The organism is Chelativorans sp. ZYF759, from assembly GCF_012911015.1.
Lineage (GTDB): Bacteria > Pseudomonadota > Alphaproteobacteria > Rhizobiales > Rhizobiaceae > ZYF759.
In genome coordinates this window covers 147,647-169,106 of record NZ_WVVV01000003.1, presented here as the reverse complement: position 1 = coordinate 169,106, position 21,460 = coordinate 147,647, and the positions used below count along the sequence as shown (strand labels likewise).

Genomic DNA, 21,460 nt, shown 5'->3' with positions numbered 1-21,460 from the left:
GTGTAACGAGTAGCGAGTTGTCACCGTGTCAGTATTCGAGTTCAGCCGCCTGCCGGCCTACCGGCGCAGTGGAAGCCAGGAACGATTGCTGCGGGCTGCCGTCTACGCCTTCTGCTCGCTGCCCCGCCCGTCCCGGCGCGAGATCGCGCAGCTGGACGACCTCGCCCTGCCGTTGATCGAAAAGGCATCGCTCGAGACCCGGCGATACGTCGCGGCCGCGCTGTCGGAGGTCACGGAGGCACCGCCCTCTCTCGTGCGGCGTCTGTGCGACGAACCGGTTTCCGTCGCAGCGCCCCTGCTCATGCGTTCGCGCGAGCTCTGCGACATTGACCTCATCGCGCTGATCGGTCGTCATGGCATGAACCATGCCCGCGCGATTGCCGCCCGTTCCGATCTCAATCCACGCATCGCCAAGCTGATTTCCGCGCTGGAGAAGCTCGACCGATCGGCCCGGGCCAATGAGCACCCGCCCGAGACCGACAGGGCCGAGGAAACGCGCCGCAAACTGCGCGAGATGATGGGCCCCGCAAAGGCGCAACAGATGCCCTCCACGACGACCGCGCCGCAGAGCCCTCTGCCCGCGCTGGCGCGTTGGCGGACGACGCCCGGCGCCTACGACAAGCTTCGTTCCGCTGCCCTGACCGGGCTGAAGGATGTTTTTGCCCACACGCTCGCCCGCACGCTGGGGATTTCCTTCGTGCAGGGCGAAGCCCTTGTCGGTGATCTGGGCCGTCACGACCTGCCTATCGCCCTGCGCGCGCTCGACCTGCGGCAGGAAGAGGCGTTCCTGCTTGCCGCCTGCGTGTTCGGATCGGTCTACGTCCATCCCGAGGCGATCCGCCATTTCCTCGACCGCTTCGCCTCGCTCTCCGTCAACGGCGCGCGCGAGACGGTGCGTGACTGGAAGATGAGCGCCATACCCGGCTTCATGGAACGGAGGGACGATGTGGAGTGGGCGGATGCCGAGATCCCGCCGGCCGCCAATCAGGATCAGGCGGCGAGTTCGTCCAACGCGCTTCTCAGGGTGTCGTGAGCGGCAGCCATTCGATGACGGCCGCCTCTTCCGCTTCGATCTCCACGACCCACAGATCGGGATCGAACCGGCTTTCTTTCTCGAGCCGGGTCGAGATCAGTTCTTCCTCGCCCTCCAGCAGAAGCGCGAAACGCCGCTCCTGCGGACCGGCTTCGTCGTAACTCGTCTGGGCAGCCGGTCCGTAGAGACGGTACATGCCATCGCGGGATCGGTTGGTAATGAAGATCGCGCCTGCTTCGGTCGCGCCGCGGCGCACGACCGCGGCATAGCCGCCCGCGCCGAAGGCACGGCGGATCAAGGCGGAAATCCAGAAGTCGGACGTTAGGCGCAAGCTGTCCTCCCGAGGCTGGGATTGTGGTTCTCGCTCAGTCGGCGAGACCGATCTCGCGCATCTTGGCATAGACGTCGCCGTCGGGCTCGCCCGTTTCCGGCAATCCGAAGAGCGACTGGAACTCGCGTATGGCAGCCCGGGTCCGCGGTCCCGCGACACCGTCGATCTCGATGTCGTCATTCCCGAAGGCGCGCAAGGCGGCCTGGACACGCTTCACCAGCGCATCACCCACCTCCTCCGACAGCGAAGCGGTCTGCACGGTGTCGGTCGCCGGCCGGGCGACATCCTCGCGGTCCGGTCGGGCCGCAGGTGGGGCGGGCACCTGCGTGGCACCCGAAATGCCCAGCTTCGCTATCAGCGTCTCGTCGATCTGCCCGGTAATCTCGAGCCCGATCATCTTCTGGTAGGCTTCGATCGACGCGCGCGTCATCGGCCCGGCCAGACCGTCCACGTCGCCGTCATAGAGCCCGAGTTCAGCCATCACCTTCTGGATGTCGGCGACTAGCGGGTCGCCTGCGGCGGGCACCGGCACCTCGCGTTCCAGGCGGATCACCGTGGTGGGGACCTCTTCGGGCTCCTCCCGCGCTGCGACGTCGCGGTCACCCGCCGGCGCCGTCCTGTCTGCCGTCGGCTGGGCGGGCGCGGGCAGCTGGTTTGTGCGTGTCGACAGGATCGGGGACATGTGGGCGTGCGGCTGGTACCAGATGGCATTGGCTGCCACGAAGGTGAAGATGACGGCCAGCGCGGTGCCGCCACCGGCCAGCACCCGGCGTCCGGAAAGCCCGGCGTCACGCGATGCGGAGGATCGCCTCATGCTCTTCCTCTGCGTCTTGGGTTTCGCCTTCTTTGCCCGAGCCAATGCCTGCTTCCCTGTCGTCTGCTTCTTCTTGTATCGCGATCTGCGGCAGGGTGACCGTCACTGCCGTTCCCAGGCCGGGCGCGCTTTCGATCGTCATCGCCCCGCCATGCAGTTCCACCAGCCCCTTCACCAGGCAAAGACCCAGTCCCGTGCCCTCATACTGCCGCGTATAGGCGTTGCTGACCTGGGTGAAGGGCTGGCCGATTCCCGCCAGTTCCTCCTCTGACATGCCGATGCCCGTGTCGGAAACCCGCATGACAAGTCGTCCACGATCCAGATGGGCCTCGAGCGTCACCGCGCCGCCCTCAGGGGTGAACTTGATGGCATTGGACAAAAGGTTGATCAGGATCTGCTGCACCGCGCGCTGGTCGCAGTTGACCTCCCCCACCAGATCGGAAATCCGGGTCGTCAGTTTCAGTTGCTTGGCCACCGCCTGCGGCTCCAGCAGCGCGCTGCCGAGCGAAGCCGCCGTGGCGAACTGGAAGCGTTCCGGCTGCAGCCGGTAGGTGCCGGCCTCGATCTTGGACAGGTCGAGGATCGAGTTGACGACGGAGAGCAGGTGACGTCCGGCGTCGCGGATCAGCCCCAGATGCTCCTTCTTCTTGGGGTCGAGCGGGCCCGAAATGCTCTCGTGGAGCATCAGGTCGGAGAAGCCGATGATGGCATTGAGCGGCGTGCGCAGTTCATGGCTGACGGTCGCCAGGAACCGGCCCTTGGCGAGTTCCGTGGAACCGGCAATGTCGCGCGCGCGTGCCAGTTCCTCGCGCAATTGCGCGGTAGCCTCGGCGGACCGCAGGATCGCGATGACCGAGCCATCTTCCTGTGGTGACCGGATCAGTTCCATTTCGAACGGGCGGTGCGTGACGGCCGGTTCGCCCTCGTCGTCGCCGGGCACGCGCAGCATCAGCTCCACGGACCGCCGCGCCACGCCGGTCTGCACATCGGCAAGGGCACAGCGATAGGCGACACGATCGGGAATGCGGATGCGATCGAAAAGCCCGCCCTCCACGACGAGTTCGGGCGCCAGGCCCAGCACCTCTTCCGTGCGCGGGGTGGCCTGCGTGATGTGGCCGTCGGGCCCGATCCACAACACCGCACCCCCCATCCGCTCCAGGAGAATGTGGTCGATGTTCTGCGCGGCGCTCCGCACCTCGCCTTCACCCTGCATCGGGCGCACGAAGAGAAGCGCGCCATAGAGCGCCGGTGCCAGCCAGTGCCAGCCCGAAACCGCCGCCACGGGTCCAGCCAGCGCGCCGAAGGGCAGCTGCAGGAGCACAACGCCGGCAAGCGCGGCCAAGCCCCAATGCATCGCCTTGCGGTCGCGCGCCACGCGATAGGCCTCGATGGGCAGCGCGACGGAAAGCGCGGCCATCGGCGACATGAGCCCGCCGCCCGCGGCGATGATCCATGCGGTGGCGAGTGTGGCCAGGCCGAGCGACAGTTTTGCGGTTTCCACCGCGCGTCCGGTGGCCGCCAGCATCAGCACCAGGGAGAAGGAGCCGGCGAAGATGACCAGGATACCCGCCAGCAGATGCATGACGCCGTCGCCGGCACTCGAGGCGATCCACGCGCCCGACAGGATGAAGGGCGCGGCGAGAAGGCTCGCCACCAGCCTGCGCTGGCGTTCCTGATCGCGCGCGGCGAGCCCGCTCGGAGATACGAGGAGGTCGCAGCCGGCCTCGACGGCCTGCCGGAATTCCTCTCGTATTTCGGTTCCCAGAATCAACTCAACGCACTCGTACTGTAGGTCCGCTTGGCGGATCGATTGTTAGACCCGCAAGGTCGCATTCAGCGTTTAAGGAATGGATAAGGCAGGGCCGCCGTGGCCCCCTCAGCGGCGCCGACATGCCCGCCTCGCAACCTATCGGACGATATGGTTAACGTTTTTCATGGTGGCTGAACGGCCTGTCCATGCGCCTGTCGACTTCCGGCCGAGATTCCGTTTTACGTTTATTTTCCGTGAGTTACGCCTTCACCCCCACTCGAGCGAAATGGACGGCATTTGGTTCGAATGCTGTTCTTCGGCATTTGTTTCGAATTTGAATCAAAGCCGACTGCTCTCGGAAGCCGACGATTCTCGGATCGCTGGCAGTGTGGCTGCGTTGACTGAGCGGACTGGGGGAAAATCGCGTTTTGGTCCGCGGGGAAAGAGGGTTAGGAAATGGGCTTCCTGATAAAGACGGCGTTCTGGTTCTCGCTCGTCCTCCTGTTCATTCCGTTCGAGGTTTCGGATGCCGATGGCCGGGTGGATACGGTCGGGCCGATCCAGGCCTTCTTTGCCGCCAAGGGCGCGGTGGACGACATTGCCGGCATGTGCGAGCGCAAGCCCGATGTCTGCGAGACGGGTCGTTCCGCGCTCCAGACCATCGGCCTCAAGGCACGCGAGACCGCGCGCATGGCCTATGCCTGGATCGAGGACGACACCCCGCAGGTCGATCGTCTCGAGCGCGACATCGCCGACCGCGAGATCATGACCGGCTCGATCGAGGGACCAGTCGTGAACGCCGAGCCGCTGGAACTGGCCGCCAGCAGGGATTGAGCCCTGCCGCCGCGCCGCTTTTGGGGTGACGCGGAGCCGTCACTTGCCTATATGCCTCCATCATGACGGCACAGATCGAAACCATCCGCGACGACTTCTCCTTCCTCGATGATTGGGAGGACCGCTACCGCTACGTCATCGATCTCGGCAACGGGCTTGCGCCCTTCCCCGAAGAATTCCGGGACGGCGCGCACAAGGTGCCCGGCTGCGTCAGCCAGGTCTGGCTGCATGCCTCGCGCGGCGAGGGTGTTGACCCCGTCATCGAGTTCGTCGGCGATTCCGATGCCCATATCGTGCGGGGTCTGGTCGCCATCATGATCGCCTTCTATTCCGGCCGACGGGCAAGCGAGATTGCCGGTGCCGATGCAGAGGGATTGCTGCGCGATCTGGGCCTGGACGAGCATCTGACGCCGCAGCGTGCCAACGGGCTGCGCTCCATGATCGGCCGTATCCGTCAGGAAGCCGACCGCGCGCTCGCCCAGCCCGCCTCCTGATCGCCTTCAGCCATCGATGCGGGGACGATAGTCCGCGCTGCCCCAGTGGACGAGCCGGCCGCGCGGTTTTGCCGACGGCCGGTAGTGCCGATCGAGCGCGCTTAACGCCGTCTTGAGCACGATCTTGGCGGATCGGACCGGCCAGCCGCGCTCGGCCTCGACCCGTTCCAGGCCCTTCAGGAAGCAGCACACATCCACCAGCACGCCCGCCAGTTCGGGGCCGACGGCGCCGAACGCCTCTTCCACCCGCCGGCGGGCTGCAAGAACGCCGTCATTGAGCTCGGGGCCAAGGGCGCGCGCGGCACCCGCCCTGCCCTTGGCGATCGGCTGCTCCCAGTTGATGCCGAGCCGCGGAAGGATGCAGGCGCGTTCGTAGTCGGCCCGCAGTCTTTCGCCCGCCGCGATCTCGTGGGGGCTCAGGAAAGGCCGCCCGTTTCGGTCCTTGCGCGCGGCGATGTGCGTGAGCGGCGACTCGGCCTGGTTGAAGCGGACGCGGTCATGTCCGTTGGGCCCGGTGATGTCTGTCGTGACTTCCTGGCGCGGTGCGGCAGACAGCGCATCGGCTCGTGCGCTGCCGAAAACCGCATGGCCGTGCTGTGTCAGTTCAACCAGCCCGCCGCCCTTGACCTGCAGGAGCCCGGCGCTTGCGGCCGCCCGCAGTGCTGACCGACAGATCGCCAGGGTCCCGCGCTCGCCGCATGAAACCAGGAGGCTGTCGCCGCCGGCGGCAGACGAGAGGCGCGCCGGCCCCGGTCGCAACAGGCGCATCAGGCGCAGTACCCTTGGGTCCCCGGCGATCTCGTCCGAAGTCATTCATGCCTCCTGCGGTTTCTAGGGAAAGGTGTCAGCCGGCGCTCTTGGGCTCAAAGGCGGCTTTTGTCACCCGTTCGGCAGTAGCCACGATGCGATCGAATTCGGGATCGTCGCGCATGTCCTCGACCAGGTGGCAGGCATGGAGAACCGTGGTGCGGTCGCGCCCGAAGCCGCGGCCCACCTCGCCCATGGTGAGTTGAAGCACCACGTGGGCGACATACATCGCGATCTGGCGAACCCGTGCAATGTCGATGGTGGAACGACCGGGCCGCCGCAGCTCCCGGCTCGGCAGATCGAACAACGCCGCCATGATCGCGATTGCGGCATCGCAACGCGCCATGACAATCTCCTCGCGCAGGGCACAGGATCTTCGGGCCTTGCCCCTGCGCGTGTCTCGGTTTCCTGCCGTTTCCTGCGGTTCTTCTTCGGGGTGAACCGACTGCGCTGCCACAACCATCTCTCGCCTCCTGCCAAGGAATAATTTCTTATACCAAGGCAAGCAACGAATGTGAACAAAACACGAACACCTGGCGAGGCGAGACCGCCTCAACCGATTGTTTTCAATCCCTTATTTCTGGAATAATCACAGATGGCGCGGTGAATCTATCCTCACCCTCCTCCGGCTGCCCGATCCTCGCGCGACGAGAAAGACGAGGAGAGCGTCGATGAGGGATTTGAAACGCGAGGTGCTGGCGCATGTGGAGCGCAAGGCGGCCCTTCGAAGGCAGGCCGCGCGGCTCGTTGCCTTTCGTCTGGCCACCGGCTGCGATCTCGAGGAGGCGCTCGACGGGCCGGCGGAAGAGCTGCGCCGCATGATCGTGCGGCTCGAACGACTGGTGGAACGCGAGCGCCTGCGCGGCTGGGCCCGCCACTGGAGTTACGACCTCAACCGGCACATCGCGCTTTGCGAGGCGCTGGGAGAGCTGAAATCGTCGGCCGGGAACCCTTAGGCGGAACCGGCCTCCCCGCCTGAAAACGAAAACGGCGCCACAGGGGCGCCGTATCGAAACAAGTCTCGGGCTGAGCGTTACTTCTTGCGCTTGCGGCCCAGGCCCATCTTCTTGGCAAGTTGCGAGCGCGCCGCGGCGTAATTGGGTGCAACCATCGGGTAGTTGCTGTCGAGACCCCACTTTTCGCGGTACTGCTCGGGCGTAAGACCATAATGGGTCATCAGGTGGCGCTTCAGCGACTTGAACTTCTTTCCGTCCTCAAGACAGATGATGTAGTCGTCGGTGATCGAGCGCTTTGGATTGACGGCCGGCTTGAGCTTATCCGCCGGTGCCTGCTCGGAAGCAGATCCGACCTTGCCCAATGCTGTGTGAACATCCGCGATGAGGCTCGGCAGTTCTCCTGCTGGCACCGGATTGTTGCTGACATAGGCCGCCACTACATCGGCGGTCAGTTCGATCAGCATATCCTTGTTCTGCGCGGCGTTCTCGGTCATTTCCATGATGAATATCCCAACGTGACTACAGCTATTGTTCTTGGTTCGTCCACCGGATCACACATTCGGCGCGCACGGTCATCGAGTCCACCTAGCTCATATCGTTTAGCCCTACTGAAATGCAAGTCAATTCTAAATGTTTTTTTCGAGCCAAATAATATATCGCAAACATAAAAGTTAACGCTCGCGTTCTGTTACACTCTGTTACGATTTTTTCAATCATTACGCGAAATTGTGGCGACATACCAGCAAGTCACCCGGAGGCCTGTTCTTGGCCGCCACGTGACTTCTGATCGTCCCTGTGAGAACTCGCCTCAGTTCTGCGAAGATGCGGGAGCGGGCGGCTCGGGGGTCTTGTGCATGTCGTCGCGCACCGAACCGGACCACATTCTGTAACCCGCCTCATAGGCGGCCTTGGCAAGAAGATGCGCGGCGATCGGCGCCGTCAGCAGCAGGAAGACGAAGCCCGCCAGTGCACGCGTCATGGTCGCGATGTCGTCGGTGTGGATCGCCAGCGCGATCAGCACCGCCCCGGATCCCAGGGTGCCGGCCTTCGAGGCGGAGTGCATGCGGCTGTAGAGATCGGGCAGTCGATTGAGGCCGATGGCGGCCACCAGGGAAAATCCGCCGCCGAAGATCAGAAGCAGGCCGACGATGATGGTGAGGACGGACTCGATCATGTCTTGTCTCCCCGGCGGGTCTTGTCTTCCTCATGCAGGCGCGCCCACAGCGCACCCCGGCTCAACACGAAGCGGGCGAAGGCGACGGTCGCCAGAAAGCCCACCAGCGCCAGCGCGATCGCCACATCGACGAACAGCGTGAAGGAGGTCCGGATGCCGATGACGGCAATGAAACCGACCGCCACGATGACCAGCATGTCCAGTCCGATGATCCTGTCGGGCAGCGTCGGCCCCACGATCACGCGGTAGATCGTCGCCAGGAAGGACAGGCTGAACAGCACCAGCGCCGCATATTCCGCGAAGGAGAGGAAGTCCTGAGCCGAGTTCATCTGAATGCCTCCAGGATCTTCTGTTCGAAACCGTGGCGTACGTCGCGAATCATGGTCTCGGGGTCCGAACAGTCGAGCGCGTGCACGTAGAGGAAGCGCCTGTCCTCCGACACGTCGACCGACAGCGTGCCCGGTGTCAGCGTCATGAGGCTCGAAAGCAGCGTGATCTCGAAGTCGCGGTCGACCGTCAACGGGTAGACGAAGATGCCCGGCTTGATGTCGATGCGCGGGCTCAGCACGATGACGGCGACGCGGAACGAGGCCACGATCAGTTCCCACACGAAGGACCAGGCCAGCGACAGAAGCTTCGTGGCACGGTCGACATAACCGAGCGAACCCACCTGGGCGCGGATCATGTGCAGCGCCAGCGCGCCGAGCACGAAGCCGAAGGCGATGTTCATCAGGGTGAAGCTGCCGGTCACCGCCGTCCAGGCCAGCGCCAGCAGGACGTTGACGAGAAGCAGGGTCATTCGGCGACCTCCTCGGTTTCGACTTCACCAGCCGGAACGTCCGGGACGGCAGCCTCCTCGGGGAAGACCGCCTCGATGAAGCCGCTCGGTTCCAGCAGGCCTTGGGCGGCCATGTCCGTGAGCTGGATCACCGGCTCGGGATAAAGACCGATGCCCAGGATCGGAATCAGGAGAATGCCGAGCAGCGCATAGCCGGCTACCGGCTGGCCGACGGGCGCTTCGAGCGCTGCGACGCCTTCGGGTCGGCTGCGCCAGAAGGCCAGCGCGAAGACGCGGCCGAGCGCCAGCGTGGTCAGCAGGCCGCTCGCCAGAATGCCCAGCGCCAGCCACCACACGCCCTCGTCGAGCGAGGCCTTCACCAGATAGACCTTCGGCCACAGGCCGGATGCGGGCGGCAGGCCGGCGGCCGCCAGAACGAGGATCAGCGCGATCGCGGCCAGCGCGGGATGGCTGCGGTAGAGCCCGCCCGCCTCGTGCAGATTGTAGCTCGAGCCCAGCCCCCGCATGACCCCCGCCAGGATGTAGAGCGCGGTCATGACCAGCATCGAATGGATCGCGTAAAGAACGGTGCCCGAAAGGCCCGTCTGGCTGCCCAGTGCCAGCCCGGCCAGCATGACGCCGATGCCCGAGACCACGATCCAGCCCAGCAGGCGGCGGATGTCGGACTGCGCCAGCGCGCCGATGACGCCGAACATCATCGTGGCCACGGCCACCCAGCCGATCAGGTCGGAGATCATGTCGCGCTCGGGCGGGAACAGCATCATCAGCGTGCGCAGGAGCGCATAGACGCCGATCTTGGTCAGAATGCCGCCGAACAGCGCCGCCACCACGATGCGCGGCGTGTGATAGGACGCCGGCAACCAGAAATGCAGCGGGAATGCCGCCGCCTTCATGCCGAAGGCGATGAAATAGATGACCGCGATGGTGGCCAGCGGGGCGACCTCGCGCACTTCGGGCGCCTTGCGCGCGATGTCGGCCATGCTGAGCGTTCCGAAGCTGCCGTAGATCAGGCCCGTGCCGATCAGGAACAGCGTCGTGGCGATGAGGTTGAGAACGGCGTATTTGACCGCGCCGTCGAGCTGGCGGGCCTCGGAGCCGAGCACGATCAGGCCGAAGGCGGAGATCAGGAAGACTTCGAACCACACATAGAGGTTGAACACGTCGCCGGTCAGGAACGCGCCGCCAACGCCTGCCATCAGGAGCATGAGGAAAGTGTAGAAGCCGTAGCGCCGGCCGGAGGCATCGATGTCGCGTACGCCGTAAAGCGCGCAGACGAGTGCCACCAGCGTGGCCGTCAGCGCCAGGGTCACTCCCAGCGCGTCCGCCACCAGCGATATGCCGAAAGGCGGGAGCCAGCCGCCCATGGTCAGCGAGAACGGACCTTCGGCCAGCACGCGCATCAGCAGCCCGATCTCGGCGGCAAAGACCAGCGAGAGCCCGATAACGGCGCCGATGGCCTGGGTCTGCGGCGCCTTGCGGAAGACCAGCAGCAGCGCGCCGAAAAGAAGCGGCACGGCCACGGGCACCACGATCAGCCAGTCGACGAGCGAAATCGGCTCGACGACCATCGCCTCGGAAATGTCCACGTATGAATCCATGTCCGGGTGGGCCTCAGTATCTCAAGGGGGGCAGGTCGTCGCCTTCCGGCTCGGCCAGCCTCATGTCGTCGGTATAGTCGGTGTCGAGTTCCTGGTAGGCGCGGTAGGCCAGCACCAGCAGGAAGGCGAAGATCGAGAAGGCGATCACGATCGCCGTCAGCACCAGCGCCTGCGGCAGCGGGTTGGACGTCGCGCCTTCCGGCGACAGCATGCCGAGCGGAATGAAGGGCGGCACGTCGCGCACCGTCAGCCGACCGGCCGTGAAGATCAGCAGGTTCACGGCATTGCTCAGCACCACCGCGCCCAGAAGGATGCGGATCAGGTGCTTCGACATCAGAAGATAGGCCGACACCGCGAAGAAGATGCCGACGAGGACGGCGAGAATGGCTTCCATCAGTCCTCTTCCCTTTCCTCGAGTGCCAGCGCGATCGAGGTGATCGCGCCCAGCACCACCAGATAGACCCCGATGTCGAACAGCAGGATCGAGGAGAGCTCCACCTCGATGCCGAAGATCTCGGGCGGCGCCCACAATCCGGTCAGGAACGGCACCCCGAAGAAGACCGACATCACACCGGCGGCCGCGCCCAGGAACAGGCCGATCGCCGACCATGTCATCGGGTGCAGGTAGAGTGCCCGGCGAACCGACGACACGCCGCAGGCAATGCCGTAGATGGCGAAGGCCGAAGCCCCCATCAGGCCGCCGATGAAACCGCCGCCGGGCTCGTTATGGCCGCGCAGAAGAACGAAGATCGAGAAGATCACCATCAGCGCCGCGATGTAGGGAGCGGCCGTGCGGAAGATCACGGTGTTCATCGCCGGGCCTCCGTCGTTTCCTTGGTTCGTTTCACGCGGATGCGCACCAGTGCCAGGATCGCCAGGCCGGCCACCATCACCACCGCGATCTCACCCAGCGTATCCATGGCGCGGAAGTCGACCAGGATCACGTTCACGATGTTGCGGCCATGGGCGATCGCGTAGGAATAGGTCGCGAAGAACTCGCTCAGCGTCGGATCGAACGGCACCTGCGTGACGCTCAGCAGCACCAGCGTGATCCCGACGCCGCAGAGCCCCGCGATCGAGATGTCGAGAGCCTTCTCGCCCAGGGGACGGTGGTCCGACTGCGTCAGCTTCAGCCGGGTCATCACCAGCGCCAGGATGACGACCGACAGCGTCTCGACCATGAACTGCGTGAAGGCAAGGTCGGGCGCGCCCATCAGCAGGAAGATCAGCGCCACGGCGAAGCCCTGGATGCCGATGGACACGATCGCCGTCAGGCGGTCGGCCGTCAGCACCACCACGCCCAGGCCGATTACGGCGATGGCAATGATGACCCACTCGTAGAAGGGCAGCATCGGAATGGTCGGCCAGGACGGCAGGCCGTCGAGGAAGATGATGGGAATGAGAAGGCCCGCCGCGATCGCCACGAAGGTGATCGTGACATAGGTGTCGAGCCGGCCGTTCTGGATCACGCGGGTGACCGCGACCGCCAGCCGGATGATGCCCGAGATCGCCTGGTCGAAGCCCCGGTCGGGTCCCCAGCCGATTGCGGCAAGCGTGCCGGCGATGCGATCGCGCGTGAAGCCGAGGCCGCGATAGATGACGATCCCGAGGATGACGGTGATGACCGACAGGAGCAGCGCCATGCCGATGCCGGGGATGAGCCCGATCGTCACCGTTGTCGGCTCGCCCGCCACCGCGCTCGCCATGGGCGAGGAAAACAGCGCATGCGTCTGGCTCGACAGGAGCGCGGCCGCGATGCCCGTCAAGGCGAGGAACAGCGGTCCGAGCCACAGCAGCACCGGGCCCTCATGGGCGTGTTTCGGGGTCTCCACCTCGGGACCGAGGAAGGGCTTCAGCGCCACCGCGAATCCGACGGCGAACATCAGCGCGTTGCCGAGCAGTGCCACCAGCGTGAACAGCGTCATCCAGCCGCCTTCGAAGCCGAGCGCGTAATAGATCTCTTCCTTGGCCAGGAAACCGAACATCGGCGGCAGCCCGCCCATGGAGATGGCCGCCAGGAGCGCGGCCGCGAAGGTGATGGGCATCGCCTTGCGCAGCCCACCCAGCTTGGTCACGTCGCGCGTGCCGGCTTCGTGGTCGATGAGGCCGGCCACCATGAACATGGCCCCCTTGAACAGCGAATGTGCGATCAGGTAGAGCACCGCCGCCTCGATGGCATGTTCGAAGCCGAGGCCCGTCATCATCACCAGCAGGCCGAGCGAGGCGACCGTCGTGTAGGCCAGCATCAGCTTCAGGTCTGTCTGGCGCACGGCCAGCAGCGCGCCCACCAGCAGCGTGACGCCGCCGAAGATCGGCAGGATCGTCTCCCAGTAGACGGTCTCGCCCATGACCGGGTTCATACGCATGAGGAGATAGACACCCGCCTTCACCATCGTGGCCGAATGAAGATAGGCCGACACGGGCGTGGGCGCTTCCATCGCGTTGGGAAGCCAGAAGTGGAACGGGAACTGCGCCGACTTGGTGAAGGCGCCGCCCAGGACCAGAAGCAGGGCCGGGAGATAGAGCCCGCTGCCGCGCAGCGCGTCGCCGGTCGCCAGCAGCTCGGAAAGGCTCGTCGCGCCGGTGATGTTCCAGATGACCAGCAGGCCGGCCAGCAGGGCGAGGCCGCCCAGTCCCGTCACGACCAGCGCCTGGATCGCGGCGCGGCGCGAGGCTTCGCGCGAATGGTCGAAGCCGATCAGAAGGAAGGAGGTGATCGACGTCAGCTCCCAGAACACGAACAGCATCAGAAAGGAATCGGCCGCCACCAGCCCCTGCATCGCACCCATGAACATGAGGATGAAGGAGAAGAAGCGCCCCTGGTGGTGATGACCCTTCAGATAGCCGCCGGCATAGAGCACGATGAACGTGCCGATGCCCGTGATCAGCAGCGCGAAGGTGAGCGAAAGGCCGTCGAGATACCAGGAGAAGTCGACGCCGAAGGACGGGATCCACGGATAGCCGCCGGCCACTACGCCGCCTGCGGCCACTTCCGGCACGAAGCCCGCGAAGTGGAAGAACAGGTACAGTGGAATGAGCGCAAGCACCCATGCCGCATTGTGCCCGAGCGCCCGCGTCAGGAATGGTGCGATGGCGGCGCCGAGAAATGGCAAGATGAGCGCCAGAAATGTAAGCGAGTCCCCGCTAGTGCTCATGCACCGTCCTGTCGATGTCCCTGGATGGAATGTTGAAGGATGTTTCTGGCGCGGTGACATAGAACGTCCCACCGCGCCGGACAAGGAAAATGCGACACGGAGGCTCCGAAATCGGCGCCGCACCGCCGATTTCGCGGCTATGTTGGCGCCGCGCCGAGCGCGACCTACATATACCGCAAACCCTCTTCAGGAGTTCTTTCATGTCCGTCGACACGACCGTCAAGATCCGCAAGTCGGATGCCGAATGGCAGCAGCAGCTGACGCCCGAACAGTTCCAGGTGACCCGCAAGCACGGCACCGAACGCGCCTTTTCGGGGCCCTGGCTCGACAACAAGGAACCCGGCCTCTACCGCTGCGTCTGCTGCAACAACGCGCTCTTCCGTTCGGAGACCAAATACGAATCCGGCTCGGGCTGGCCGAGCTTCTTCGCACCGGTCGATGACGGGGCGGTCGCCGAACACACCGACAAGTCCTTCATGATGACCCGCACCGAGATCCGCTGCGCCGATTGCGACGCCCATCTCGGTCACGTCTTTCCAGACGGACCCGCGCCGACGGGCCTGCGCTACTGCATGAACGGCCACGCCCTCGCCTTCGATCGGGACTGAGCGCGACGCCCGTCCCTCGCCTTTTCCCAGCTCGTGCGCCCTTGTGCCGGCAGGCCCGGGGGTTTTCACCCGCACCCCGTTCCGCTATCGCCATTCGGCCCGACCAGCCTGTCGGGACCAATCCCGGAATTTTCCGAAAGCCAAGCCATGCACAAGACGCTTCTCGACCTGTCAGCCCAGCCGCCCGCCGCCCGCAGACGCCCCGTCAGCGACATCCGTCACGGCGTCGAGCGCACGGATGACTATGCCTGGCTGAGGGCCGACAACTGGCAGGCCGTGTTCCGCGATCCCTCCGTGCTCGATGGCGACATCCGTGCCCATCTGGAATCGGAAAACGCCTATCAGGAACAGGTGCTGGCCGGCACCGGGGAACTGCGCAAGGCGCTGTTTGCCGAGATGAAAGGCCGCATCAAGGAGGATGATTCCTCCGTGCCCATGCAGGACGGGCCGTTCGCCTACGGCATGTCCTACCGCACGGGCGGAGAGCAGCCGCGTTTCTTCCGCACCCCGCGCGAAGGCGGCGAGGAGACGATCCTCATCGATGGCGACAAGGAGGCCGAAGGCAAGTCCTATTTCCGCATCGGCGACGTGGACCATTCCTCCGATCACCGGAAACTCGTCTGGAGCTACGACGACAATGGCTCGGAGTTCTACACGCTGCGTGTCCGCGACACCGACACCGGCGGGGAGCTCGACGACATCGTTCCCGGCACCGGCGGTTCGGGCAGCTGGGATGCCACGAATCAGGGCTTCTTCTACACGCGCCTCGACGACAACCACCGTCCCTCGCGCATCTTCCACCATCGGCTCGGTCAGGACGCGACGGGCGACCGCCTCGTCTATGAGGAGGCCGATCCGGGTTTCTTCGTCAACGTGTCGGGCGCGCGCACCAACGACTGGATCTTCATCTCCATCAACGATCACGAGACGACGGAATACCGTGTCCTGCCGGCCGACCGGCCCAACGGCGAACCCATGCTGGTGGCGGCCCGCGAGACCGGCATCCAGTACGATCTGGAGGAAGGCGGCGACGTCTTCTTCGTGCTGACCAATTCCGGCGGCGCCAAGGATTTCCGCGTCATGACGGCGCCCGTCGCCGACCCGGCGCCTGAGAACTGGAAAGAACTCGTCCCGCACGAGCCCGGCAGGTTGATCCTGTCGATCATCGGCTATGCCGACTTCCTTGTGCGCCTCGAGCGCAAGGACGGCCTGCCGCGCATCGTCATACACGAGCGCGCCACCGGCGAGGAACACGCCATCGACTTCGACGAGGAGGCCTATTCGCTCGGCCTCATCGGCTCCTCCGAATATGACAGCGACGTCGTGCGTTTCTCCTACGCGTCCATGACGACGCCGAGCGAGGTCTTCGATTACGACATGCGCACGCGCCAGCGCACGCTCCTCAAGGTGCAGGAAATCCCCTCCGGCCACGAGCCGTCCGACTATGTCACCCGCCGTCTCATGGCCAAGGCCGCCGATGGCGAAGAGGTGCCGGTCTCTATCCTCTACCGCAAGGACACGCCGCTCGACGGCACCGCGCCCTGCCTGCTCTATGGCTACGGCTCCTACGGCATCGCCATTCCCGCCTCCTTCAACACCAACTGCCTGTCGCTGGTCGATCGCGGCTTCGTCTACGCCATTGCCCATATCCGCGGCGGCAAGGACAAGGGTTTTGCCTGGTACGAGGAGGGCAAGCGCGAGAAGAAGACCAACACCTTCACCGACTTCATCGCCGCCGCCGATCATCTGGCCGCCGAGGGCTTCACCAGCCACGACCGCATCGTCGCCCAGGGCGGTTCGGCCGGCGGCATGCTGATGGGGGCGATCGCAAACATGGCGCCCGAGAAGTTCGGCGCCATCATCGCCGAAGTCCCCTTCGTCGACGTCCTCAACACCATGCTTGATGACACCCTGCCGCTAACCCCGCCCGAATGGCCCGAATGGGGCAATCCCATCCAGTCGGAGGCCGACTACCGGACGATCGCCGCCTATTCGCCCTACGACAACGTGGCGGCCAAAGCCTATCCGCCGATCCTGGCGGTGGCCGGTCTCACCGACCCGCGCGTGACCTACTGGGAGCCGGCCAAATGGGTCGCCCGGCTGCGCGAGACCAAGAGCGACGACAACCCGGTCCTCTTCAAGATCAACATGGATGCCGGCCATGCCGGCGCGTCCGGCCGCTTCGCGCGGCTCGAGGAAGTGGCCCTCAACTACGCCTTCGCCATCGCCGTCACGGCTGCGCGGGTATCGCCTTGAGATAGGCGGCGATGGCCTGGCGGTCCTCCTCCGGCAGTCGTGCCAGGTTGCGGATCACGGCCGCCATGCGCCCGCCGGCCGAATCGAAGTCGGGCGTGAAGCCGCTCTCCAGATAGGCCGCGATCTCGAATTCGCTCCAGCTGCCGATGCCGTCCGCACTCGGCGTGATGTTGGGAATGCGACCCGGCCCTTCCATTGACGGCCCGCCGGCCAGCCACCGGCTCGTGTCGAGCCCGCCCGTAAAGTCACGCGGCGTGTGGCACTCCCCGCAGTGCCCTGGCCCCTCGACCAGATATTGCCCGCGCGCCACCGTGTCGTCTTCATCCGGGAGAGCCAGGACCGGCCCTTCGTCGAGGTGCATCGCCTTCCACAGGCCGACACCGCGCCGGATCGTGTAGGGAAAGGCGAGCGCGTTGCCGCTGGCCCTGCCCTCCACCTCCGGCAGGGTCCGCATGAAGGCGTAGAGGTCCGCCACGTCGCCCATCTCCATGCGCGCATAGGAGGCGTAGGGAAAAGCCGGATAATAGTGCCGTCCATCCGGCGACACGCCGCGCAGCATCGCGTTGGCGAGATCGGCGGCCGACCAGTCTCCGATACCATCGGTGGGGTGCATCGAGATGTTGGGCGCCACGAACGTGCCGAAATCGGTCTCCAGTTCCAGCCCGCCGGCCAGTTCCAGCATGTCGTCGCCGGTCGCGCCCTCGCGCGCATGGCAGGAGGCGCAGCCCGAGGCCCAGAACACCCGCTCGCCCCGTTCCGCATCGCCTTGCGGCAGCGTGGCCAGTTCGGCGGCATCGAGCGTTGCAGGCGCGGTCATCACCCACGCGGCGACGCCTGCCGCGCCGGCGAGCGCCAGCAGCGCCAGCGAGAACCGCGTCGCCCTGTTCATGGGAGAGGCGCCCTATTGCTGCGTGCGGAAGCGCTCGTGGCAGGCCCCGCACTGGGCGGCAATGGGCCCGAAGGCGGCACGGAATTCATCGAGATCGCCGGGGGCCGCGTCGACGGCGGCCTGGATGTTGGCGCTGTAGGTGGTCTCGATCTCCACGAAGGCTTCGCTGTCTTCCCAGACGGCGGGCGTGGCACGCGTGTCGCCGCCGGTCTCGGTGCCTTCCGGGAAATAGTCCATGATGCTGTCGCCCAGCGCGTTCTCGTTCATCCGCTCCAGCGCGGCCAGCACGGTGTCGGCGTCGAAGGGCTGCTGTCCCTGGGCGATCGGGCCCAGCACGCGCATGATGTCGCCGCGCTCCTTCATGATGGCCTGGCGCTCCTCGATGATGTCGGCGCCGGCCGCCGACATGGTCAGGACGAGGGTTGTGGCTGCAAGCAGGGCGATACGCATGAAGGTCTCCATTCGGGTCTCGATCTCAGCGCCGATCATGGACGCTCTCTGACGTTACGAAAGTCACGAATGCCCGGACCCCGTTCACGGTTTCGTTATGCCGCGTGCGGGCAAGAAAAAACCCCGGATCGCTCCGGGGTTCTTTGATCGGCGAAGAAGCCTGCTCAGGAGGCTTTTTCGTGCAGCTCCAGGACATAGTCCCAGTTGATCAGATGATCGACAAAGGCCTCGAGATATTTCGGCCGCGCGTTGCGGTAGTCGATGTAATAGGAATGCTCCCACACATCGACGCCGAGGATCGGCGTGGCGCCATGCACCAGCGGGTTCTCGCCGTTCGGCGTCTTCATGATCTCGAGCTTGCCGTTCTTGACCGCGACCCAGGCCCAGCCCGAGCCGAACTGGCCGACGCCGGCCTGCACGAAATCGGCCTTGAACTTGTCGTAGCCGCCGAGATCGGAATCGAAGGCCTTCTGCAGCGCACCCGGCAGCTTGTTGCCGCCGCCGTCCTTCTTCATCCACTTCCAGAAATGGATGTGATTGAAGTGCTGGCCGGCATTGTTGAACAGCGGCTGGTTCTTCCCGTGCGACTGCTTGACGATCTCTTCGAGAGAGAGGTTGTCCATGCCTGCTTCGGCGGCCAGCTTGTTGCCCGTGTCGACATAGGCCTTGTGGTGCTTGTCGTGATGGTACTCCAGCGTCTCTTTGGACATGTAGGGCTGAAGCGCCTCGTAATCATAGGGCAGGTCCGGCAGTTCAAAGGCCATATTCAATACTCCCTCGCATAAAGGTTGACGGTATGCAGGGGGACATAGGTGCCCCCTCGTCATTTGACAATGCGCCCGCCTCACTCTGTGCGGGCGGGCTCATGCCTCAGGCGTGTGCCCATTCCCAATAGGCGTCCCGCGAGGCCTTGACCACCGGGCCCGGCTGCAGGTCGCGCCCCTCGATGCGGATGATGGGAACCACCTTGGAATGGTTGCCCGTCGAAAAGATCTCGTCGGCTTCCATGAAGTCCTTCACCGACAGCGTCTTCTCCGTCACCGTGCGTCCGGACTGGCGCAAGAGGTCGATGATGCGCGAGCGCGTGATGCCCGACAGGAACGTGCCGTTGGGGGCCGGCGTGAAGACTTCGCCGTCTCGCACCATGAAGATGTTGGACGAACCCGTCTCGGCGACGTTGCCCAGCATGTCGAGCACCAGTGCGTTGTCGAAGCCGCGCGCCTTGGCCTCCAGGATCGCCCGGCCATTGTTCGGGTAGAGGCAGCCGGCCTTGGCGTTGGTGGGCATGGTCTCCATGGTCGGGCGGCGGAACGGCGAGACCGTGATCGAGAACCCGTTGGAGCCGATCATCGGCGCCTCGTAGAGGCACAGGCAGAAACGCGTCGAGGCCGGGTCGGCGGGCACGCCCATATAGCCGCCATGTTCGGCCCAGTACATCGGACGGATATAGACGGCCGTGTTGCCGTCGAACTTCTTCAGGCCGTCCCAGGTGAGCGCTACCATCTCGTCGGCCTCGACGGTCGGCTCCAGGCCCAGCGCCCGGGCCGACGCATTGACGCGCGCGCAATGGCGGTCGAGATCCGGCGCCACGCCCTCGAACCAGCGCGCGCCGTCGAACACGCTCGATCCCAGCCACATGACGTGGCTGCGCGGGCCGACCACGCCGACATTGCCTTCATGCCAGTCGCCGTCGACATAGGTCCAGGTCACCGTCTGGGCAGGTTCCACCAAAGCCATAGCACTTTTTCCGCTCGCTTGTTGTCTTGGGCGCCATCGAAACGGCGCCATGCGCCCGCGTCAATTGGCAGGACCGTCTATCGGCAGGTCCAGCCTGATGCTTGACCGGATGGCCGCGCTCAGGTCAAGTCCCGGCGAAACCGGACCTGACCTGCCATGAAACACGCCGCCTTTGTCTTCGACGCCTATGGCACGCTCTTCGACATCCACGCCGCCGTGCGCCGCCATGCCGGCGAGATCGGCCCCGACGGGCAGCTTCTGTCCGACATATGGCGTGCCAAGCAGCTGGAATATTCCTGGGTGCGCAGCCTCATGGGCAGCTATCGCGATTTCTGGCAGCTGACCCAGGATGCGCTCGACTACGCCTTCAGAAAGGTGCCCAGCGCCGATCCCGCCCTGCGCCAGCGGCTGCTCGACACCTATTGGCGCCTCGATTGCTACCCGGAGGTGCCTTCGGTTCTGAAGGCGCTCAAGGCACAAGGGGTCCGGCTTGCGATCCTCTCCAACGGTTCGCCGGCGATGATCGAAGGTTCCGTGCGCGCCGCCGCGCTGGACACGGTTATCGACGAGATCTTCTCGGCCGATACGGTCGGACGCTTCAAGACGGATCCGTCCGTCTACGATCTGGTCACGACCGCCTGGCGGCTTTATCCCAGCGCCGTCTCCTTCCAGTCGTCCAATCGCTGGGACGTCGCCGGCGCCCATGCTTTCGGGTTCCGGACGGTGTGGATAAACCGGGCGGGACAGCCCGACGAATATCCCGACCATCTCCCCGATGTGATCCTTCCGTCACTGCAGGGCCTTCTCGACGCGGCTTGACGATTTTGTCACTTGCGCGCCGCTCTGGAGGCGCATAGCACTCGCTGCCATAAAGGGGGCCTTGGTCTTGCCTTCGCGTGCCGGTGACTTGGCGACCAGTCGTGGTTGCTCAGCCCGCGGGCGCCGCGAAAGCAAACCGCGTACCCGCCCCTGTCCATTCATTCTGCAAGGGGAAAAACGTGTCATCCATCGAACGGGAGTCCGCCCGCCTTCATCGCAGGCGTTTCCTTCTGGGCGTGACGGCTGGACTGGCGGCATCGACCTTGGCGGCCTGCACGACGAGCCGGCCGCCGGCTTCGCCGCCGCCACCGCCGCGGCGGCCAGAGCCGGCGCCGCGCCCCCTCGCCTTCCAGGAGATGTACGGCGCGATTTGGGATGGCGGCTTCGAGCTGCCGGCAATCCCGGTGGATCGTATCCATCCGCGCTTCATCCGCCAGATGGTCGACGATCCGACCGGCGAGGCGCCCGGCACGATCGTCGTCGATACGGCCAATCATTTCCTCTACCTCGTCCAGCCCTACGGGCGGGCCATGCGCTATGGCGTCGGCCTCGGCCGCGCCGGCTTCGACTGGGCCGGCCGTGGTGTGATCGAATGGAAGCAGGAATGGCCGCGCTGGTTCCCGCCGGACGAGATGATCGACCGCCAGCCCGAGCTCGAGGATTACCGCGCCCGCCAGGTGCCCGGCACCAACCGCTGGGAAGGCGGCATGCAGCCCGGTCTCGGCAATCCGCTCGGCGCGCGTGCCCTCTACATCTACCAGGATGGCAAAGACACGCTCTATCGTATCCACGGCTCGCCGGAATGGTGGTCGATCGGCTCGTCGGTCTCGTCGGGCTGCGTACGCATGATCAACCAGGACGTGATCGATCTCTACGATCGGGTCCCCGAGCAGTCGCCTATCCTCGTGAGCTCCGGCATGAGCTTCGCGTAAACCCGGCCATTTTGCCTGAAGCGC

25 protein-coding genes are annotated in these 21,460 nt (G+C 65.1%); 8 read left to right on the top strand and 17 right to left on the bottom strand.

What is annotated here, in order from left to right; translation table 11 throughout:
• The first annotated feature begins 25 nt into the window (after window positions 1-25).
• The gene (locus tag GRZ55_RS06955) at window positions 26-1,033 is read left to right on the top strand and encodes a hypothetical protein (protein WP_169286183.1); all 1,008 of its coding nucleotides are present in this window, start codon (window positions 26-28) and stop codon (window positions 1,031-1,033) included.
• Here GRZ55_RS06955 and GRZ55_RS06950 read toward each other — a convergent pair.
• Genes GRZ55_RS06950 through GRZ55_RS06940 form a run of 3 tightly spaced genes read right to left on the bottom strand, consistent with a single transcriptional unit; the run spans window position 1,020 to window position 3,949 of the window.
• On the bottom strand, window positions 1,020-1,364 hold the full coding sequence (locus GRZ55_RS06950; protein ID WP_169286182.1) for a DUF1491 family protein: 345 nt from the start codon (window positions 1,362-1,364) through the stop codon (window positions 1,020-1,022). The two genes, GRZ55_RS06955 and GRZ55_RS06950, sit on opposite strands and share 14 nt — an antisense overlap.
• 34 nt (window positions 1,365-1,398) lie before the next feature.
• The gene (locus GRZ55_RS06945; protein ID WP_169286181.1) at window positions 1,399-2,178 is read right to left on the bottom strand and encodes a peptidoglycan-binding protein; all 780 of its coding nucleotides are present in this window, start codon (window positions 2,176-2,178) and stop codon (window positions 1,399-1,401) included.
• Window positions 2,153-3,949, bottom strand: a complete 1,797-nt coding sequence (locus GRZ55_RS06940) for a HAMP domain-containing sensor histidine kinase (protein WP_169286180.1) — start codon at window positions 3,947-3,949, stop codon at window positions 2,153-2,155. The genes GRZ55_RS06945 and GRZ55_RS06940 overlap by 26 nt, the downstream gene beginning before the upstream one ends.
• A gap of 435 nt (window positions 3,950-4,384) precedes the next feature.
• On the opposite strand from GRZ55_RS06940, the gene GRZ55_RS06935 reads away from it, so the two are divergent.
• Together GRZ55_RS06935 and GRZ55_RS06930 are read left to right on the top strand one after the other, a co-directional pair.
• Window positions 4,385-4,762 (top strand): DUF5330 domain-containing protein, encoded by a 378-nt coding sequence (locus GRZ55_RS06935; RefSeq protein WP_169286179.1) that lies wholly within the window; start codon window positions 4,385-4,387, stop codon window positions 4,760-4,762.
• A 62-nt stretch (window positions 4,763-4,824) separates the two neighbouring features.
• Window positions 4,825-5,256 (top strand): SufE family protein, encoded by a 432-nt coding sequence (locus GRZ55_RS06930; RefSeq protein WP_169286178.1) that lies wholly within the window; start codon window positions 4,825-4,827, stop codon window positions 5,254-5,256.
• 6 nt (window positions 5,257-5,262) lie between these two features.
• Here GRZ55_RS06930 and GRZ55_RS06925 read toward each other — a convergent pair whose 3' ends face one another.
• On the bottom strand, window positions 5,263-6,069 hold the full coding sequence (locus tag GRZ55_RS06925) for a DUF6456 domain-containing protein (protein ID WP_169286177.1): 807 nt from the start codon (window positions 6,067-6,069) through the stop codon (window positions 5,263-5,265).
• A 31-nt stretch (window positions 6,070-6,100) separates the two neighbouring features.
• Window positions 6,101-6,409, bottom strand: coding sequence for a helix-turn-helix domain-containing protein (locus GRZ55_RS06920; protein WP_169286176.1), 309 nt, complete (start codon window positions 6,407-6,409; stop codon window positions 6,101-6,103).
• A 325-nt stretch (window positions 6,410-6,734) separates the two neighbouring features.
• On the opposite strand from GRZ55_RS06920, the gene GRZ55_RS06915 reads away from it, so the two are divergent.
• Window positions 6,735-7,019 (top strand): cytoplasmic protein, encoded by a 285-nt coding sequence (locus tag GRZ55_RS06915; protein ID WP_169286175.1) that lies wholly within the window; start codon window positions 6,735-6,737, stop codon window positions 7,017-7,019.
• Between the two features lie 77 nt (window positions 7,020-7,096).
• Here the strand turns inward: GRZ55_RS06915 and GRZ55_RS06910 are convergent, their stop codons facing one another.
• The 8 genes from GRZ55_RS06910 to GRZ55_RS06875 form a co-directional block, all read right to left on the bottom strand.
• The gene (locus GRZ55_RS06910; protein WP_169286174.1) at window positions 7,097-7,519 is read right to left on the bottom strand and encodes a MucR family transcriptional regulator; all 423 of its coding nucleotides are present in this window, start codon (window positions 7,517-7,519) and stop codon (window positions 7,097-7,099) included.
• 308 nt (window positions 7,520-7,827) lie between these two features.
• Complete coding sequence (gene mnhG / locus GRZ55_RS06905) at window positions 7,828-8,193, bottom strand: monovalent cation/H(+) antiporter subunit G (protein WP_210257249.1); 366 nt, start codon at window positions 8,191-8,193, stop codon at window positions 7,828-7,830.
• Window positions 8,190-8,522, bottom strand: coding sequence for a cation:proton antiporter (locus GRZ55_RS06900; protein WP_169286173.1), 333 nt, complete (start codon window positions 8,520-8,522; stop codon window positions 8,190-8,192). The genes mnhG and GRZ55_RS06900 overlap by 4 nt, the downstream gene beginning before the upstream one ends.
• The gene (locus GRZ55_RS06895; RefSeq protein WP_169286172.1) at window positions 8,519-8,992 is read right to left on the bottom strand and encodes a Na+/H+ antiporter subunit E; all 474 of its coding nucleotides are present in this window, start codon (window positions 8,990-8,992) and stop codon (window positions 8,519-8,521) included. Before GRZ55_RS06895 ends, GRZ55_RS06900 begins: the two co-directional genes overlap by 4 nt.
• Window positions 8,989-10,590, bottom strand: a complete 1,602-nt coding sequence (locus GRZ55_RS06890; protein ID WP_169286171.1) for a Na+/H+ antiporter subunit D — start codon at window positions 10,588-10,590, stop codon at window positions 8,989-8,991. The genes GRZ55_RS06895 and GRZ55_RS06890 overlap by 4 nt, the downstream gene beginning before the upstream one ends.
• Window positions 10,591-10,603: 13 nt before the next feature.
• Window positions 10,604-10,984 carry a Na+/H+ antiporter subunit C gene (locus tag GRZ55_RS06885; RefSeq protein ID WP_169286170.1) on the bottom strand — a complete coding sequence of 127 codons (381 nt, stop codon included), beginning with the start codon at window positions 10,982-10,984 and terminating at the stop codon, window positions 10,604-10,606.
• Window positions 10,984-11,403, bottom strand: a complete 420-nt coding sequence (locus tag GRZ55_RS06880) for a Na+/H+ antiporter subunit B (RefSeq protein WP_169286169.1) — start codon at window positions 11,401-11,403, stop codon at window positions 10,984-10,986. Before GRZ55_RS06880 ends, GRZ55_RS06885 begins: the two co-directional genes overlap by 1 nt.
• Entirely contained in the window at window positions 11,400-13,745 is a 2,346-nt protein-coding gene (locus tag GRZ55_RS06875; protein ID WP_169286168.1) for a putative monovalent cation/H+ antiporter subunit A, read from the bottom strand. The genes GRZ55_RS06880 and GRZ55_RS06875 overlap by 4 nt, the downstream gene beginning before the upstream one ends.
• 200 nt (window positions 13,746-13,945) lie before the next feature.
• On the opposite strand from GRZ55_RS06875, the gene msrB reads away from it, so the two are divergent.
• Together msrB and GRZ55_RS06865 are read left to right on the top strand one after the other, a co-directional pair.
• Window positions 13,946-14,353, top strand: a complete 408-nt coding sequence (gene msrB, locus GRZ55_RS06870; protein ID WP_169286167.1) for a peptide-methionine (R)-S-oxide reductase MsrB — start codon at window positions 13,946-13,948, stop codon at window positions 14,351-14,353.
• 147 nt (window positions 14,354-14,500) lie between these two features.
• The gene (locus GRZ55_RS06865; RefSeq protein WP_169286166.1) at window positions 14,501-16,609 is read left to right on the top strand and encodes a S9 family peptidase; all 2,109 of its coding nucleotides are present in this window, start codon (window positions 14,501-14,503) and stop codon (window positions 16,607-16,609) included.
• Here GRZ55_RS06865 and GRZ55_RS06860 read toward each other — a convergent pair.
• From GRZ55_RS06860 to GRZ55_RS06845, 4 genes are all read right to left on the bottom strand, one after another.
• Entirely contained in the window at window positions 16,584-17,498 is a 915-nt protein-coding gene (locus tag GRZ55_RS06860) for a cytochrome c (RefSeq protein ID WP_169286165.1), read from the bottom strand. The genes GRZ55_RS06865 and GRZ55_RS06860 overlap by 26 nt on opposite strands.
• 12 nt (window positions 17,499-17,510) lie before the next feature.
• Window positions 17,511-17,987 carry a cytochrome c gene (locus tag GRZ55_RS06855; protein ID WP_169286164.1) on the bottom strand — a complete coding sequence of 159 codons (477 nt, stop codon included), beginning with the start codon at window positions 17,985-17,987 and terminating at the stop codon, window positions 17,511-17,513.
• Between the two features lie 125 nt (window positions 17,988-18,112).
• Window positions 18,113-18,712, bottom strand: coding sequence for a superoxide dismutase (locus GRZ55_RS06850; protein ID WP_169286163.1), 600 nt, complete (start codon window positions 18,710-18,712; stop codon window positions 18,113-18,115).
• Between the two features lie 106 nt (window positions 18,713-18,818).
• Window positions 18,819-19,685: a branched-chain amino acid aminotransferase gene (locus tag GRZ55_RS06845; RefSeq protein WP_169286162.1), complete on the bottom strand. Its 867-nt coding sequence runs from the start codon at window positions 19,683-19,685 to the stop codon at window positions 18,819-18,821.
• A gap of 156 nt (window positions 19,686-19,841) precedes the next feature.
• Between GRZ55_RS06845 and GRZ55_RS06840 the strand changes: the two genes are divergently transcribed.
• Window positions 19,842-20,504 carry a haloacid dehalogenase type II gene (locus GRZ55_RS06840; protein ID WP_169286161.1) on the top strand — a complete coding sequence of 221 codons (663 nt, stop codon included), beginning with the start codon at window positions 19,842-19,844 and terminating at the stop codon, window positions 20,502-20,504.
• Between the two features lie 179 nt (window positions 20,505-20,683).
• Window positions 20,684-21,436: a L,D-transpeptidase gene (locus GRZ55_RS06835; protein ID WP_169286160.1), complete on the top strand. Its 753-nt coding sequence runs from the start codon at window positions 20,684-20,686 to the stop codon at window positions 21,434-21,436.
• Window positions 21,437-21,460: the final 24 nt, after the last annotated feature.

Excerpts from the sequence above, each read along its gene's own strand:
- GRZ55_RS06915 (WP_169286175.1), top strand. The coding sequence starts at position 6,735 with ATGAGGGATTTGAAACGCGAGGTGCTGGCGCATGTGGAGCGCAAGGCG.
- msrB (WP_169286167.1), top strand. The coding sequence starts at position 13,946 with ATGTCCGTCGACACGACCGTCAAGATCCGCAAGTCGGATGCCGAATGG.
- GRZ55_RS06935 (WP_169286179.1), top strand. The coding sequence starts at position 4,385 with ATGGGCTTCCTGATAAAGACGGCGTTCTGGTTCTCGCTCGTCCTCCTG.
- GRZ55_RS06900 (WP_169286173.1), bottom strand. The coding sequence starts at position 8,522 with ATGAACTCGGCTCAGGACTTCCTCTCCTTCGCGGAATATGCGGCGCTG.
- GRZ55_RS06945 (WP_169286181.1), bottom strand. The coding sequence starts at position 2,178 with ATGAGGCGATCCTCCGCATCGCGTGACGCCGGGCTTTCCGGACGCCGG.
- GRZ55_RS06890 (WP_169286171.1), bottom strand. The coding sequence starts at position 10,590 with ATGGATTCATACGTGGACATTTCCGAGGCGATGGTCGTCGAGCCGATT.
- GRZ55_RS06910 (WP_169286174.1), bottom strand. The coding sequence starts at position 7,519 with ATGGAAATGACCGAGAACGCCGCGCAGAACAAGGATATGCTGATCGAA.
- GRZ55_RS06845 (WP_169286162.1), bottom strand. The coding sequence starts at position 19,685 with ATGGCTTTGGTGGAACCTGCCCAGACGGTGACCTGGACCTATGTCGAC.
- GRZ55_RS06925 (WP_169286177.1), bottom strand. The coding sequence starts at position 6,069 with ATGACTTCGGACGAGATCGCCGGGGACCCAAGGGTACTGCGCCTGATG.
- GRZ55_RS06875 (WP_169286168.1), bottom strand. The coding sequence starts at position 13,745 with ATGAGCACTAGCGGGGACTCGCTTACATTTCTGGCGCTCATCTTGCCA.
- GRZ55_RS06840 (WP_169286161.1), top strand. The coding sequence starts at position 19,842 with ATGAAACACGCCGCCTTTGTCTTCGACGCCTATGGCACGCTCTTCGAC.
- GRZ55_RS06865 (WP_169286166.1), top strand. The coding sequence starts at position 14,501 with ATGCACAAGACGCTTCTCGACCTGTCAGCCCAGCCGCCCGCCGCCCGC.
- GRZ55_RS06895 (WP_169286172.1), bottom strand. The coding sequence starts at position 8,992 with ATGACCCTGCTTCTCGTCAACGTCCTGCTGGCGCTGGCCTGGACGGCG.
- GRZ55_RS06850 (WP_169286163.1), bottom strand. The coding sequence starts at position 18,712 with ATGGCCTTTGAACTGCCGGACCTGCCCTATGATTACGAGGCGCTTCAG.
- GRZ55_RS06920 (WP_169286176.1), bottom strand. The coding sequence starts at position 6,409 with ATGGCGCGTTGCGATGCCGCAATCGCGATCATGGCGGCGTTGTTCGAT.
- GRZ55_RS06930 (WP_169286178.1), top strand. The coding sequence starts at position 4,825 with ATGACGGCACAGATCGAAACCATCCGCGACGACTTCTCCTTCCTCGAT.
- GRZ55_RS06855 (WP_169286164.1), bottom strand. The coding sequence starts at position 17,987 with ATGATCGGCGCTGAGATCGAGACCCGAATGGAGACCTTCATGCGTATC.
- GRZ55_RS06885 (WP_169286170.1), bottom strand. The coding sequence starts at position 10,984 with ATGGAAGCCATTCTCGCCGTCCTCGTCGGCATCTTCTTCGCGGTGTCG.
- GRZ55_RS06860 (WP_169286165.1), bottom strand. The coding sequence starts at position 17,498 with ATGAACAGGGCGACGCGGTTCTCGCTGGCGCTGCTGGCGCTCGCCGGC.
- mnhG (WP_210257249.1), bottom strand. The coding sequence starts at position 8,193 with ATGATCGAGTCCGTCCTCACCATCATCGTCGGCCTGCTTCTGATCTTC.
- GRZ55_RS06880 (WP_169286169.1), bottom strand. The coding sequence starts at position 11,403 with ATGAACACCGTGATCTTCCGCACGGCCGCTCCCTACATCGCGGCGCTG.